This window comes from Streptomyces sp. NBC_01335 (genome assembly GCF_035953295.1).
Lineage (GTDB): Bacteria > Actinomycetota > Actinomycetes > Streptomycetales > Streptomycetaceae > Streptomyces.
Genome location: NZ_CP108370.1, coordinates 4,820,554 through 4,835,551 on the forward strand (window position 1 = coordinate 4,820,554; position 14,998 = coordinate 4,835,551).

Sequence of the window (14,998 nt, forward strand, 5' to 3'; positions counted from 1 at the left end):
ACGCCCTGGTGCCAGCCCCACCACGGGGTAGGGCCAGCCCCACCGCCTCCAGGACGAGGGTCGCACCGCCCGACCCCTAGGGGGATCTCCCCCCAGCGCCCAAGGGGACGCTCCTCCCCGTGGACGACGTGATCGGGGCACGTCATTCCCTAGCGTATTCATCAGGTCGCGGAGTGCGGCCGGTGGCGGTGGACGGGGGGTTCACCGCGTTCGCGGGGCGCGTACGCCCATCCTCTGAGGAGAAGAATCGTGACGACGGCTGTGACCAATTCCAGGCACGGGGGAGCCGGAGAACGGACCGCCGTGGCAGCACGGGCGCGCCAGGTGGTGAAGGCGTACGGCACGGGTGAGACCCGGGTCGTCGCCCTCGACCACGTCGACGTCGACATCGCACGCGGCGAGTTCACCGCGATCATGGGACCGTCGGGCTCCGGCAAGTCGACGCTGATGCACTGCCTGGCCGGGCTCGACACGGTGACCTCCGGCGAGATCTTCCTCCACGAGACGATGATCACCGGCCTCAGGGACAAGAAGCTCACCCAACTGCGCCGCGACCGCATCGGGTTCATCTTCCAGGCGTTCAACCTGCTGCCGACGCTGAACGCGTTGGAGAACATCACGCTGTCGATGGACATCGCGGGCCGCAAGCCCGACGCCGCCTGGCTCCGGCAGGTCGTGGAGACCGTGGGCCTCGGCGACCGGCTGAAGCACCGGCCGACCCAGCTCTCCGGCGGCCAGCAGCAGCGCGTCGCGGTGGCCCGCGCCCTCGCCGCCCGGCCCGAGATCATCTTCGGCGACGAGCCGACCGGGAACCTCGACTCGCGGGCCGGCGCCGAGGTGCTGTCCTTCCTCCGCACCTCCGTGGACCAGCTGGGCCAGACCATCGTCATGGTCACCCACGACCCGGTCGCCGCCTCCTACGCGGACCGGGTGCTCTACCTCGCGGACGGCAGGATCGTCGACGAGATGCGCAATCCCACGGCCGACCAGGTCCTCGACCGCATGAAGAACTTCGACACCCGCGGGCGGACGTCATGACCGTGTGGAAGACCTCGCTGCGCAACTTCCTCGCGCACAAGGGGCGGATGGCCCTCTCGGCCGTCGCCGTCCTCCTGTCGGTGGCCTTCGTCTGCGGCACCCTCGTCTTCACCGACACGATGAACACCACGTTCGACAAGCTCTTCGCCGTCTCCGCGCCGGACGTCTCGGTCGGCCTCGAGTCGGCCGAGGAGTCCGACGCCGTACCGGACTCCGGCAAGCCGGAGACCATGCCGGCCTCCCTCCTCGCGCAGGTCGAGAAGGCCGAGGGCGTCAAGGACGCCGAAGGCCAGGTCTCCACCCTCCAGGTGACGATCGTCGACAGCCACGACAAGAACCTCAGCCCGGAGACCGGCGCCCCGACCATCGCGGGCAACTGGACGCGCAACGAACTTCGTTCGATGAAGATCAGCTCGGGCCACGCGCCGCGCGGACCCACCGAGATGATGATCGACTCCGGTACCGCCGACAAGCACGGCCTGAAGCTCGGCGACGAGCTGCGCACCATCACCTCGGCCGGCGACCTCCGGGCGAAGATCACCGGCATCGCCGAGTTCACCGTCACCAACCCCGGTGCGGCGGTCGCCTACTTCGACACCGAGACCGCCCAGACGAAGCTGCTCGGCCGCCCCGACGCGTTCAGCATGATCAACGTCACCGCCGAACCCGGCGTCAGCGACGTCCAGTTGAAGGACAATGTCGCCGCCGCGCTCGGCGACACCTCGCGCTACACCCTGAAGACGCAGGCCGAATCCGCGGAGGACGGCAAGGACTCCATGGGGTCCTTCCTCAACGTGATGAAGTACGCGATGCTCGGCTTCGCCGGAATCGCCTTCCTCGTCGGCATCTTCCTCATCGTCAACACCTTCTCCATGCTGGTCGCCCAGCGCACCCGCGAGCTCGGCCTGATGCGCGCCATCGGCTCCAGCCGCCGCCAGGTCAACCGGTCGGTGCTGGTCGAAGCCCTCCTCCTCGGCATCGTCGGCTCGGTCCTCGGCGTCGTCGCGGGCGTCGGACTCGCCGTCGGGCTCATGCAGCTGATGGGCGCCGTCGGCATGGAGCTCTCCACCGACGACCTCACCATCGCCTGGACCACCCCGGTCGTCGGCCTCGCGCTCGGCATCGTCGTCACCGTGCTCGCCGCGTACGTACCGGCCCGGCGCGCCGGGAAGGTGTCGCCGATGGCCGCGCTGCGGGACGCCGGAACGCCCGCCGACGGCCGGGCCGGACGCGTCCGCGCCATCCTCGGCGCCCTCCTCACCGGTGCGGGCGCCGCCGCTCTCTGGGGTACCGCGCACACCGACGGGGCGAGCGCGGGGGCGCTCCTGCTCTGCGCCGGCGTGGTCCTCAGCCTCGTCGGGTTCATCGTGATCGGCCCGCTGCTCGCCGGAGTCGTCGTACGGCTGCTCAGCACGGTCCTGCTCCGCTTCTTCGGCCCGGTCGGTCGCATGGCCGAACGCAACGCCCTGCGCAACCCGCGCCGCACCGGCGCGACCGGCGCGGCCCTGATGATCGGCCTCGCCCTGGTGGCCTGCCTCTCGGTCGTCGGCGCGTCGATGGTCGCCTCCCTCTCGGGCGAGCTCGACAAGTCGGTCGGCGCGGACTTCATCGTGCAGAGCGCCGACGGTCAGCCGATCGTGCCCCAGGCCGCCAAGGCCATCGAGGCCGTCCCCGGCCTCGAACACGTCACCCACTACACCTACCTCAACGCCGTCGTCACCTCCCCCGACGGCGGCAAGGACGACGACGGACTGGTCGCAGCCGACTCCAGCTACCAGCAGGACGTGCACCGCGAGGTCCTCTCCGGCGACCTCGCCGCCGCCTACGAAGAGGACTCCGTCTCGGTCGGCGGGGAGTACGCCGAGAAGCACGGCGTCAAGGTCGGCGACACCCTCGACGTGGCGTTCAAGGCCGGCGGTACGGCGAAGCTCAAGGTCGCCGCCATCACCTCCGACGACACCGGCATCGACAGCGGGGTGAAGTACATCGGCCGCGCCACCGCCGCCAAGCACATCGCGGCCGACGAACTCCCGGACAACATGCTGATGTTCGCTCAGGCCGAGGACGGTCAGGAGAAGGCGGCCTACGCCGCGCTGAAGAAGGCCCTCGCGCCCTACCCGGTCTACCAGCCCCGCAACCAGGCCGACTTCAAGGAGGATCTCAAGGACCAGGTCGGGCAGTTGCTCAACATCGTCTACGGACTGCTCGCCCTCGCCATCGTCGTCGCGGTACTCGGCGTGGTGAACACCCTCGCCCTCTCCGTGGTCGAACGCACCCGTGAGATCGGCCTGTTGAGGGCGATCGGACTCTCCCGCCGGCAGCTTCGCCGGATGATCCGCCTGGAGTCGGTGGTCATCGCCCTCTTCGGCGCCCTGCTCGGCCTCGGCCTCGGCATGGGATGGGGCGCCTCCGCCCATCAACTCCTCGCGCTGGAGGGCATGGACACCCTGGCCATCCCCTGGCCGACGATCCTCACCGTCTTCGTCGCCTCCGCGTTCGTCGGCCTGTTCGCCGCCCTCGTACCGGCCTTCCGCGCGGGCCGGATGAACGTCCTGGCCGCCATCGCCACGGACGGCTGAGGGCACCGAGTGCGACACGGAGTGTGACCGGCCCCGGGGCGTTCCTTCGAACGTTCCGGGGCCCGGTGCGTTCCTTCGAACATTCCGGGGCCCGGTGCGTGAGCGACCCGGCGCGGCCTCCGGCCGAACGACGGCAGTGTTGAAGACGCGCCCGGCGACCGCGTCCGGCGCGGAGAATCCGGCCTCCCTCGACAGCGAGCTGCGCGCACGGGCAGGGAGCCCGCGGGGAAGCGCGGGGCTGCTCGCGGGGGCGCTGCTCCTCGATTCCCTGCCGGTCGCCGTCCCCGCGCCCCCCTGGCCGTCCGCACCCGCCCCCTCCGTCAGGGTGAACCCGGCCCGACGCGGACCATCGGGGTGAACCCGGTACCGAGTCCCCGGCGGCTTCCCGGGTGCCCGCCGCGCCCCGCACCCACGGCCTGACCCGGAAACGGCCCGAACGCCCCCCCCGGACCACCGCCCGCCACCCCGTCCCGCACGCGACCACCTCCCGCGAGTCGTAGGGTGGAGACCCCGGCCCGTTCCACGTGTCGGGCCCTTCGCGTTGCGTCCCCTCACGGCGCGGCGCGCAGCTCCTGGCAGCAGCCGGCTGCCGGGAAGCCCGAAGCCACCCCGGACGGAAGCCCTCCATGAGCCTGCACGGTCTGCTGGATCTCGTCGCACGCGATCCCGCGCTCTCCGAAGCGGTGAAGGCCGCCACCGACGGTCACCGGATGCACGTCGACCTGGTGGGGCCGCCCGCCGCCCGCCCCTTCGCCGTGGCCTCGCTGGCCCGGGGGACGGGGCGTACGGTCCTCGCGGTCACCGCCACCGGCCGGGAGGCCGAGGACCTGGCCGCCGCGCTGCGCACCCTGCTGCCGGCGGACTCCGTCGCGGAGTACCCGTCCTGGGAGACCCTGCCGCACGAGCGGCTCTCACCGCGCTCGGACACCGTGGGGCGGCGCCTGGCCGTGCTGCGGCGCCTGGCGCACCCGCGCGCCGACGACCCGGAGACGGGGCCGGTGAGCGTGGTCGTGGCGCCCGTGCGTTCCGTACTCCAGCCGCAGGTCAAGGGGCTCGGCGACCTGGAGCCCGTGGCGCTGCGGAGCGGTCAGAGCGCCGATCTGGGCGACGTCGTCCAGGCGCTCGCGGCAGCCGCGTACTCCCGGGTCGAACTGGTCGAGAAGCGCGGTGAGTTCGCGGTGCGCGGCGGCATCCTGGACGTGTTCCCGCCGACCGAGGAGCACCCGCTGCGGGTGGAGTTCTGGGGCGACGACGTCGAGGAGATCCGGTACTTCAAGGTCGCCGACCAGCGCTCCCTGGAGGTCGCCGAGCACGGGCTGTGGGCCGCGCCCTGCCGGGAGCTGCTCCTCACCGACGAGGTCCGCGAGCGCGCCGCCGTGCTGGCCGAGGCCCACCCGGAGCTGGGCGAGCTGCTGGGCAAGATCGCCGAGGGCATCGCGGTGGAGGGCATGGAGTCCCTGGCGCCGGTGCTCGTGGACGACATGGAGCTGCTGCTCGACGTCCTGCCGAAGGGCGCGATGACGCTGGTCTGCGACCCGGAACGGGTCCGTACCCGCGCCGCCGACCTCGTCGCCACCAGCCAGGAGTTCCTCCAGGCGTCCTGGGCGGCCACGGCGGGCGGCGGCGACGCCCCGATCGACGTGGGCGCGGCCTCGCTGTGGTCCATCGCGGACGTACGCGACCGGGCCCGCGAGCTCTCCATGATGTGGTGGTCCACCTCCCCGTTCGCCGCCGACGACGAGCTGGACGAGGACACCCTCAAGCTCGGGATGCGCGCCCCGGAGGCGTACCGCGGCGACACCGCACGCGCGCTCGCCGACACCAAGGGATGGATCGCCGACGGCTGGCGCACGGTGTACGTCACCGAGGGCCAGGGGCTGGCCTCGCGCACCGTCGAGGTGCTCGGCGGCGAGGGCATCGCCGCCCGGCTCGACCCCGACCTGACGGAGATCTCGCCGTCCCTCGTCCACGTCTCCTGCGGCGCCATCGACCACGGGTTCATCGACGCCGCGCTGAAGCTCGCGGTGCTCACCGAGACCGACCTCACCGGCCAGCGCACCGCCACCAAGGAACTCGGCCGGATGCCGGCCCGCCGCCGCAAGACCATCGACCCGCTGACGCTGGAGGCGGGCGACTACATCGTCCACGAGCAGCACGGCGTCGGCCGGTACATCGAGATGGTGCAGCGCACCGTGCAGGGCGCCACGCGCGAGTACCTGCTCGTCGAGTACGCCGCCGCCAAGCGCGGCCAGCCCGGCGACCGGCTCTACATCCCGACCGACCAGCTGGAGCAGGTCACCAAGTACGTGGGCGGCGAGGCGCCGACCCTGCACCGGCTCGGCGGCGCCGACTGGACGAAGACCAAGCAGCGCGCCAAGAAGGCCGTCAAGGAGATCGCCGGCGACCTGATCAAGCTCTACAGCGCCCGCATGGCCGCCCCCGGCCACGCCTTCGGCCCCGACACCCCCTGGCAGCGCGAACTGGAGGACGCCTTCCCGTACGCGGAGACGCCCGACCAGCTCTCCACGATCGCCGAGGTCAAGGAGGACATGGAGAAGACGGTCCCGATGGACCGCCTGATCTGCGGCGACGTCGGCTACGGCAAGACGGAGATCGCGGTACGCGCCGCTTTCAAGGCCGTACAGGACGGCAAGCAGGTCGCCGTGCTCGTCCCCACGACTCTTCTCGTCCAGCAGCACTACGGCACGTTCACCGAGCGGTACTCGCAATTCCCGGTCAACGTGCGGGCGTTGAGCCGCTTCCAGTCCGAGTCGGACTCGAAGGCCACCCTCGCCGGGCTGAAGGACGGCGCCGTGGACCTCGTCATCGGCACCCATCGGCTGTTCTCCTCCGAGACCAAGTTCAAGGACCTCGGCCTCGTCATCGTCGACGAGGAGCAGCGCTTCGGCGTCGAACACAAGGAGCAGCTGAAGAAGCTCCGCGCCAACGTCGACGTCCTCACCATGTCCGCCACCCCCATCCCCCGTACTCTCGAAATGGCCGTGACCGGCATCCGCGAGATGTCCACCATCACGACCCCGCCCGAGGAGCGGCACCCCGTACTGACCTTCGTCGGCCCGTACGAGGAGAAGCAGATCGGCGCCGCCGTACGCCGCGAACTCCTGCGCGAGGGGCAGGTGTTCTACATCCACAACCGGGTCGAGTCCATCGACCGCGCCGCCGCCCGGCTGCGCGAGATCGTCCCCGAGGCCCGGATCGCCACAGCACACGGCCAGATGTCCGAACAGGCCCTGGAACAGGTCGTGGTGGACTTCTGGGAGAAGAAGTTCGACGTCCTCGTCTCCACGACCATCGTCGAGTCCGGCATCGACATCTCCAACGCCAACACCCTCATCGTCGAGCGCGGCGACAACTTCGGCCTCTCCCAACTCCACCAGCTGCGCGGCCGGGTGGGCCGGGGCCGCGACCGCGGATACGCCTACTTCCTCTACCCGCCGGAGAAGCCGCTCACCGAGACCGCCCACGAGCGCCTCGCCACCATCGCCCAGCACACCGAGATGGGCGCCGGCATGTACGTCGCCATGAAGGACCTGGAGATCCGCGGCGCGGGCAACCTCCTCGGCGGTGAGCAGTCCGGCCACATCGCGGGCGTCGGCTTCGACCTCTACGTCCGCATGGTCGGCGAGGCCGTCGCCGACTACCGGGCGCAGATGGACGGCACGGTCGAGGAGGAGGCGCCGCTGGAGGTCAAGATCGAGCTCCCGGTCGACGCCCACGTCCCCCACGACTACGCCCCCGGCGAGCGGCTGCGCCTCCAGGCGTACCGCGCCATCGCCTCCGCCAACTCGGAGGAGGACGTCCGCGCGGTCCGCGAGGAACTCACCGACCGCTACGGCAAGCTCCCCGAACCCGTCGAGAACCTCCTCCTCGTCGCCGGCCTGCGCATGCTGGCCCGCGCCTGCGGAGTCGGCGAGATCGTCCTCCAGGGCTCCAACATCCGCTTCGCCCCGGTGGAACTCCGCGAGTCGCAGGAGCTGCGGCTCAAGCGGCTCCACCCGAAGACCGTCATCAAGGCCGCCACCCACCAGATCCTGGTCCCCCGCCCGACCACCGGCCGCATCGGCGGGAAGCCGGTCGTGGGGCGCGAACTGCTGGCGTGGACGGGGGAGTTCCTGACCACGATCCTGGGGTCGTAGATGTCGGCCACGGGTGGTGACGTGGGCAGCACATCGGCTCGGTATCTCACCCCGTCGGCGTGCGGTGCGGGTGACGCGTGGGCCGCGGAGACCGCCGCCGACGGGCGCCGGGGCAGTCAGCGCGTGGTGCACGCGGGCGAGGTACCTGCCCCGGACGTGGTCGCCGATCATCTGGGTCTGCCCCGGAGTGACCTGGATCAAGATCGGGTGACCGCATCCCTGAGGTTCCGCGGCTGAGGCGTGGCTCCCGGACGGGGCGGCTGAGGCGTCCTCCCGGACGGTGCGGCTGAGGCGTCCTCCCGGACGGGGCGGCTGAGGTGCGGCTCCCGGCCCGGTCACCCCGCCACCCGGTGTCAAAATCTGCATGTATGTACCACGTTCGGGTGGGCTTCGGGGCGCCGCGGGGATCCCGGGGCGTGGTGGGCAGCCTTCAGGCGACCGCTGATCCTCGGCCCGAGAGGGTAATTCGTGGGACTGCCTCGTCCGTACACCCGAGCCATCACTGAGGGACCGACCCCTGCCGACGTCGCGGGCGTGCCCGCCCTGCCGTACCCCAGCGGCTGGGCCGCGCTCGCCTTCGCCTCCGAACTGAAACCCGGCACCGTGCTGACCCGGCCGCTCGCCGGGGAGGACGTGGTGCTGTACCGGCTCCGGTCGGGGGCGTTACGGGCCATCCGGCCGTACTGCCCCCACCTCGGCGCACACCTCGGACTGGCCCAGGTCGAGGGCGACGAACTCGTCTGCCCCTTCCACCAGTTCGCCTTCGGGCCCGACGGCACCTGCGTCCGTACGGGATACGACACCCCGCCCCCGAGGTCGCCGCTGACGCGGCTGCCCGTGCACGAGGTGAACGGGGCCGTCTTCGTCTGGCGGCACCACGACGGCCGGGAGCCCGACTGGTTCGTCCCGCCGTGGCACGAGATCGGCCACCGCCCGGCCCGGGAGGCCGCGTGGGAGCTCGGCGGGAACGTCCAGGAGGTCATCGAGAACTCCGTGGACCTCGGCCACTTCGCCACCCTGCACGGCTGGGAGCGGGCGGAGATGGGCGGCCCGGTGGTGTACGAGGACGCCGGCTTCCACGTCTCCATGCGCGCCCACGAGTCGGCGCCGCTCCTCGGTGACTTCGTCGTCGAGATCGAAGTGGACGGGTACGGCCTCGGCTGCCTCCACGCCGACGTGTACACGGCCCGGTTCGGGCTGCGGATGTGCACGATGGTGCTGCCGACCGCCATCGGGCCGCACCGGATGCAGTTCCGGCAGCGCAACCGCATCGCCTTCACCGAGCCGTCCCGGCTGCCCGCCCCGCTCGCCCGGACCGTGAGCCGTACCGCCGCCCGGCTGCTGGACCGGGCGGTCTTCCGGTCGAGCTGCGAGTTCACCGCCGCGGACTTCCCTATCTGGAACCACAAGCAGTACCTCCAGCCCCCGAAGCTCGCCCACGGCGACGGCCCGATCGGCCCGTTCCGTCGGTGGGCCCGACGGTTCTACCCGCCGGTGGACGCGAACGTGGACGTGGACGGCGGTACGGCGGTCACCGCGTGGGGTGGGCGCGACGGCGAGGTGGCGCGCCGGTCGGGGGCTTGAGGGGCTCAGGGCCTGAGGCCCGAAACGGCTGCGACACGGCACCTTCATGCGAATGATCGATTCAGGTGTTTTCCTACCGAACATCCGCGTTGATCACGGGACGCCGGACGTGTTCCGGCGCCCCTCCCGTGAAGGACCTCCCCTTGAGCACATCCAGCACATCCGGCATATCCGGCGCGCCCAGCGCCTCCCGCAGGCGCTTTCTGACCGCCGCTGCCGTCACCGGCTTCGGGGCTTCTCTCCCCGCACTGCTGCCCGGCTCGGCCGCCGCCGCGACCCGCACCACCGACCAGCTCGGCGATGCCACCCGCGACTACCTGGAAACCCAGCGCAAGGCCGGTCTGGCGGCGGTGAAGCGGGGCACCGCCCTACCCTTCCTCACCGGCACCCAGCTGGCCGCGATGCTGCTGGCCAGGGACATCACCAGCACCCAGGTGACCCGGGCGTTCCTGGCCCGGATCGACGCCCTCAACGGTGACGGCATGTTCTCGGTGCCCTCCCGCAACCCCGACATCCCCGTCTTCGGCGACAACGGCAAGCTCAACGCGTACGTGCGCACCACCTCCGAGCTGGCTCTCACCATCGCCAGGGCCGCCGACAAGGCCCTGGACGCGGCGGCCAGGGGTGGCGATCCCGTGCCGTTCGGCTGCGGAGTACCGGTGGCGCTGAAGGACATCTACGCGGTCAAGGACACCGAACTGACCATCGGCTGCCCGCTGGCGGCCGGGAACATCGCCACCGGCGACTCGGTGGTCGCCGAGCGACTGCGCGCCGCCCACATGCCGATCCTGGGGCTGACCCACACCGGCCCGTGGACCAACGACGACACGTGCCCGCAGACCGCCAACCCGTGGAACCGCGAACTCTGCGTCGGCGGCTCCTCCGGCGGCTCGGCCGCCGCGATCGCGTCCCGGCTCGCGGTCGTCGCGACCGGCTCGGACACCGGCAACTCCCTGCGCAACCCCGCGCAGAACGTAGGAGTCGGCTCCATCAAGCCCAGCTACGGCCTGGTGCCCAAGCATGGTGTCACCGTGTCCAGCACCAGCCTGGACACCTGCGGCCCGATGGGCCGGTCGATGGCGGACGTGTCGATGCTGCTCGGCGTGATCGCCGGTCCCGACTCCCGCGATCCGCGCTCCGAGCAGGCACCCGGCTTCCCCAACGGCTTCCCGCTGGCGCCGCGCCCCGGCCGCAAGCCGTTCGCCGGGCTGCGGATCGGCTCCACCGTGGAGACCGAGACCTCACCGGCCCGCGACAGGTGGACGGCGGGGATACTCGCCCGACTGCGGGCCGCCGTCGCACAGTTCGAGGAGCTGGGCGCCGAGATCGTCCCGATCACCCCGCCCGCCTCCAACCTGGGCAACACCGCCTACTGGGCGGCCGCGGCCGTCGACCCGGTGACCGGCGCGAAGGTCTCGGCGAGCAGCACGTACGCCAACGCCGAGAACGCCTGGACGCTCGGCGGGACCTACGCCGTGACGGCGGAGGAGGACGAGGCGATCGAAGGTGCCGTGCGCACCCGGTTCCGCACCTCGCTCAGCACCATGGAGACCCAGAAGCAGCAGCTCCAGCAGCGTGCCGCCGCACTGACGGCCGCAGACCTCTTCGGCGCCCACCGGGTGCGCCGGGAGTACTCCGAGATGTGGGCGAAGGTCTTCGAGGAGAACGACATCGTCGCCTGCCTCTGGCCGCAGAAGGTCCAGACCCCGCCGGCCCGGGCCAATGACAGCACCGGCAGTTTCTCGGGCGTCGAGTCCAGCCGCCCGAACACCACGGGCTGGCCCTGCCTGAACCTCCCGGTGGGCCGCGACACGGACACCGGTATCCCGGTCGGCATCGACATGGCCGCCCCGTACGGCGGCGACGCGATCATCCTGCAACTGGCGATCGACTACCAGGAGCACCACCCCTACCACCTCGACATACCGACGGACCTGTGATGACGATGACGACGACCGACCCCACCAACGCCCGGCTGCGCGACCTCGACATCCCGGTGATCATGCCGCGCTTCGACCTCATCGAACTCCCCGCGTTCGAGGCCGCCGTGTCCACCGGCGACATCCCGGCCGCCACCTGTGCTCCGACTGGGAAGAAGAAGCACAGCGGTTCCCGCTGAACCGCCGCCCGCTGAACCGCCGCCCGCTGAACCGTCGCCCGGTGCGGCCCCGCCCGTCGGCGGGCCCGCACCGGGCACTCGACGTCCCTTTCGGAACACGCCTAGAACGAACCCCGGTCCTCGCTCCGGGAGTCCCGTACGAGGTGCGGCGCGTAGACCCCGGAGCGTGCCGTACGCCGCCACGGGCGCGCCCGGCTCACCGCGAACTCGGCGCTCTCCGAGCCGGTGCCGAGATCGACGACCGCGACCGAGGAGCTGCCGTCCGGCTCGCACCTGCCGATCCACTCGCCCCCGGGCGGGACCACACCGGAGGGCGTGGTCCCGCCCGGCCGCGCGTGTACGGCGAAGCTCACCCAGTAGCCGTTGACGGCGGCGTGCGCCTGCGCCTCCACGGCGAAGACCGCCGACAAAGGAGCCGCTGGGCACCCCGTGGCCGGAAGTCGTCGGTCCGGCTCCCGCCCGCCGAGAACACGCTCGGCGTCGGGCAGGTGCGAGGGTCACCGGGCCGCGCGAAGAGGCCCTGGACACGAGTTCGCGGGGGAGAGACACCGGAGACGAGTTCGCGGAGAGAGCCCGCGCAGAGGCGTGGACGGTCGGTGCGGGGGCCCGGGGCAAGCGGGGGCTGGAATGCGCACCCGGGCCCCCGCGTTCCGTTACATATGGGAAGTATATCCACCCGTGTCCCCCTCCCCGAGCCCGACCCCGCACGCCCCAGCGACCGGCTGTCGGAGCGGCTCGGGCGGGAGGTCGTACGCATGCGGATCGCCGCCGAACGTGCCTCCACGAGCGGGCAGATCGAGGCGCTCCGACGCGACTTCGAGGGGATCGTCGAGGCGAACGCCCTGGTCGCCGTCGACGACGAGCACGACCCGGAGGGCTCCAGCACCGCGTTCGAGCGGGCCCACGTCGCCGCCCTCCTCGCCCGCGCCGACGAACACCTGGCCGAGCTGGACCGCGCGCTGGAGCGGCTGGACCGCGACGACTACGGCCGGTGCCGGAGCTGCGGCGAACCGATTCCGGCCGCCCGCCTGGAGGTGCGCCCCGAGGCGACCCTCTGCGTCGGCTGCGCGGAGGAGCGGGAGGGGTGGGCGGGGCGGGGGCGCCGCCGACGCTGAGGCACTCGCTGCGGAGTGGCGGCCGGGAGGTCGGCTGAGAGACCGTCACCCCGGCGTGCTGAGAGACCGTCACCCAGCCGGTCGTCCGGCGACCCGCTCGTCATGAATGGCAGCCGACGGGGAAGACGTCCGTAGGATTCCCGGGTTCGGCTCTCTCCCCGTCAGGACGGCTGCCAGTGATATCTCTCCGTACGTACCGCGTGGCCCTGCCCGCCCTGAGCGCCTGCGCCGTACTCGCCCTCGCCGGGTGCGACCCCGACGACCTCGCCGTCCCGGCAGAGACCACCCCGGGCGCCGGGGCGAACGACGGCGGGCGGTCCACCGAAGGCTTCGGCGCGAGCCCTCTGGACAACCCCGACGGTACGAAGCCCGGCCTGGCTCCGCTGACCACCGACGCCGACCGGGCCGAGGCGCGGAAGGTCATCGAGAAGGTGCTCACCAAGGGGCGCGGTCCCAAGACCGGTTACGACCGCGACGAGTTCGGCTCCGCGTGGAAGGACACCGTGAACGGCATAGCGCTGGCCCGCAACGGCTGCGACACCCGCAACGACCTGCTCAAGCGGGACGGGCAGCAGGTGCGGTTCCGCAGCGGCTCCGACTGCGTGGTGGCCTCCCTGACGCTCAAGGACCCCTACACGGGCTCGACGATCGCGTGGACCAAGACGAAGGCCACGAAGATCCAGATCGACCACGTGATGCCCCTGTCCTACGACTGGCAGATGGGCGCCTCGCGCTGGAGCGACGCCAAACGCCAGCAGATCGCCAACGACCCGCTCAACCTCATCCCCGTCGACGGCCCGACCAACGGCTCCAAGAGCGACTCGGGCCCCGCCGCCTGGCTGCCGCCGTACAAGCCGATCCGCTGCTCGTACGCGCTCCGCTTCGCCCAGGTCTCGCTGAAGTACGCACTGCCGGTGACCACGGCCGACAAGGCGATGATGCTCAAGCAGTGCGGGGCCTGATCCCTCGGCCGCCGGCCACCACGAGCACACGGAACCGGCTCGGTCGCGGCCGGGTCGCATGCGTACGCTCCCTGGCGTGGACGACCGCATACAGAAGATCGTGACGGAACTGCCCGGCATGACGAGCGTGACCGACGTGTGGAAGACGGCTGACCGCAGCCTCGCGGGAGGGAAGCCCGCCTTCCTCGCGAGCCTCGGCATCGCCCTCACCGAGGCGTACGGCTCCGGGGCCGTGAGGGGTTGGCAGTACGACAGCGTCCTCGGTCACCTGCTCCGGTCGCTGGCCGTCACTCCGGGCCCGGGGAACGTCGCCGAAGCGCTGCGGCTGGCCGCCTCGGTCGAGGCGGCCGACCGGAAGGTGAGCCGCCGCATCGCCTCGATGCTGGCCTCCTGCCATCCGGCCGAGGAGCTGACCGTGGCCTTCACCGGGAAGGCGCCCGAGGAGTTGCGCGCCTGCCTGGTCCACGAACTGGTACTCAGGGGCGTCGCTGTCATGGAGGTTCCGGCCATCGCGGCGTGGGCGGGGTCCCCGCACTGGCGGCGGCACCCGCTGCGGTGGCTGCCGTGGACGCTCTCCGATGTGGAGGGCGAGCCGGACATGCCCGGCTACAGCGTGCACGGGGGCAGCCACTCGCTGCCGTACGGCCCTACGGGAAGCCGACAGGCGACGGCCGGCAGCCGGTCGACGCCGCCCCGGGCCGAGGAGACCACGACCCGAGCCGTGGCCACCCGCATCGGTTCCGCCGTGGCGAACTGGGCCGAGGAGTCGAACGGGACCGTCGAGGCACGGGTCTTCGAACTGGCGCGTCCGATGGACGTCGGGTCGGTACCTGTCCTGCTGCCGGGCCTGGGGCTGGCGTGCCTGGCGACGAAGGGAAAGAAGAAGGCCTCTCTCTCCACGACCGCCTGCCCGCCGGACCACGCGTGGGCCGTACTCTTCGCGGCCGCGTCCACCGGAGGCGCCTACAACTCCGGTGGGTACGGCGCCTACGGGCGACTGGCCGCTTGGCACTCCCTGGCCGCCCTCGCGGGAGCCGCCGAGGACAGCACGGCGGAGGAGGCCGAGGCCCGGGTGAGGGCGTGCGGCTGGTACTCCTTCGACGCCCGTACGGAGTGGTTCGAGGGAGTGGCCTGGGACGTCGGCCTCGCCGCCCTCTCACCGGACGGCTTGCGGTTGGCGGTGCTGGCGGCGACGGACACCGACTGAGACGCCCGAGGCGTTGTCCCTGTCCTTACCAACGCCCCGGCCCGGCGCCCCCGTTCACCGTGTCCCGGACCACCGCGTCAGCCCACCCCCGACATGAACGCGCACGCGCCGGGCGGCGCCGAGCCCCCCGACTCGACGCTGCCCGGCTCTCCCGGCGTACCCCCCCAGGCCCCCCGGCCCCCCAGGCCCCCCGCCCCCGAGTGCCCCCCGTCCGCCCCGGCGCCCCCCTCCGGCGCC

10 protein-coding genes and 1 pseudogene are annotated in these 14,998 nt (G+C 71.8%); 10 read left to right on the forward strand and 1 reads right to left on the reverse strand.

All coding sequences use genetic code 11. From position 1 onward, the window contains the following. Positions 1-249 precede the first annotated feature (249 nt). From OG599_RS20820 to OG599_RS20850, 7 genes and pseudogenes are all read left to right on the forward strand, one after another. A complete protein-coding gene (locus OG599_RS20820; protein WP_327177485.1) occupies positions 250-1,038 on the forward strand; it encodes an ABC transporter ATP-binding protein in 789 nt (262 codons plus the stop codon). Further along, entirely contained in the window at positions 1,035-3,617 is a 2,583-nt protein-coding gene (locus tag OG599_RS20825; RefSeq protein WP_327177486.1) for an ABC transporter permease, read from the forward strand. The genes OG599_RS20820 and OG599_RS20825 overlap by 4 nt, the downstream gene beginning before the upstream one ends. Positions 3,618-4,243: 626 nt before the next feature. Then, complete coding sequence (gene mfd, locus OG599_RS20830) at positions 4,244-7,774, forward strand: transcription-repair coupling factor (RefSeq protein WP_327177487.1); 3,531 nt, start codon at positions 4,244-4,246, stop codon at positions 7,772-7,774. Continuing rightward, positions 7,775-7,960, forward strand: a pseudogene (locus OG599_RS20835) (UTRA domain-containing protein); the annotation flags it as partial. 282 nt (positions 7,961-8,242) lie between these two features. Beyond that, positions 8,243-9,358, forward strand: coding sequence for a Rieske 2Fe-2S domain-containing protein (locus OG599_RS20840; RefSeq protein WP_327177488.1), 1,116 nt, complete (start codon positions 8,243-8,245; stop codon positions 9,356-9,358). Positions 9,359-9,501: 143 nt separating this feature from the next. Beyond that, positions 9,502-11,298, forward strand: a complete 1,797-nt coding sequence (locus OG599_RS20845; protein ID WP_327177489.1) for an amidase — start codon at positions 9,502-9,504, stop codon at positions 11,296-11,298. Further along, a complete protein-coding gene (locus OG599_RS20850; protein WP_327177490.1) occupies positions 11,298-11,477 on the forward strand; it encodes a hypothetical protein in 180 nt (59 codons plus the stop codon). The genes OG599_RS20845 and OG599_RS20850 overlap by 1 nt, the downstream gene beginning before the upstream one ends. 101 nt (positions 11,478-11,578) lie before the next feature. Here OG599_RS20850 and OG599_RS20855 read toward each other — a convergent pair whose 3' ends face one another. Beyond that, positions 11,579-11,887: a hypothetical protein gene (locus OG599_RS20855; protein WP_327177491.1), complete on the reverse strand. Its 309-nt coding sequence runs from the start codon at positions 11,885-11,887 to the stop codon at positions 11,579-11,581. Between the two features lie 345 nt (positions 11,888-12,232). On the opposite strand from OG599_RS20855, the gene OG599_RS20860 reads away from it, so the two are divergent. The 3 genes from OG599_RS20860 to OG599_RS20870 all read left to right on the forward strand — a co-directional run bounded on the left by OG599_RS20860 (position 12,233) and on the right by OG599_RS20870 (position 14,761). Next, positions 12,233-12,592, forward strand: a complete 360-nt coding sequence (locus tag OG599_RS20860; RefSeq protein WP_327180119.1) for a TraR/DksA family transcriptional regulator — start codon at positions 12,233-12,235, stop codon at positions 12,590-12,592. Positions 12,593-12,768: 176 nt separating this feature from the next. Beyond that, complete coding sequence (locus tag OG599_RS20865) at positions 12,769-13,554, forward strand: HNH endonuclease family protein (protein ID WP_327177492.1); 786 nt, start codon at positions 12,769-12,771, stop codon at positions 13,552-13,554. 76 nt (positions 13,555-13,630) lie between these two features. After that, positions 13,631-14,761, forward strand: coding sequence for a DUF6183 family protein (locus OG599_RS20870; RefSeq protein WP_327177493.1), 1,131 nt, complete (start codon positions 13,631-13,633; stop codon positions 14,759-14,761). Positions 14,762-14,998: the final 237 nt, after the last annotated feature.

Coding starts and splice junctions, on each gene's coding strand:
- OG599_RS20825 (WP_327177486.1), top strand. CDS start 1,035: ATGACCGTGTGGAAGACCTCGCTGCGCAACTTCCTCGCGCACAAGGGG.
- OG599_RS20850 (WP_327177490.1), top strand. CDS start 11,298: ATGACGATGACGACGACCGACCCCACCAACGCCCGGCTGCGCGACCTC.
- OG599_RS20860 (WP_327180119.1), top strand. CDS start 12,233: ATGCGGATCGCCGCCGAACGTGCCTCCACGAGCGGGCAGATCGAGGCG.
- mfd (WP_327177487.1), top strand. CDS start 4,244: ATGAGCCTGCACGGTCTGCTGGATCTCGTCGCACGCGATCCCGCGCTC.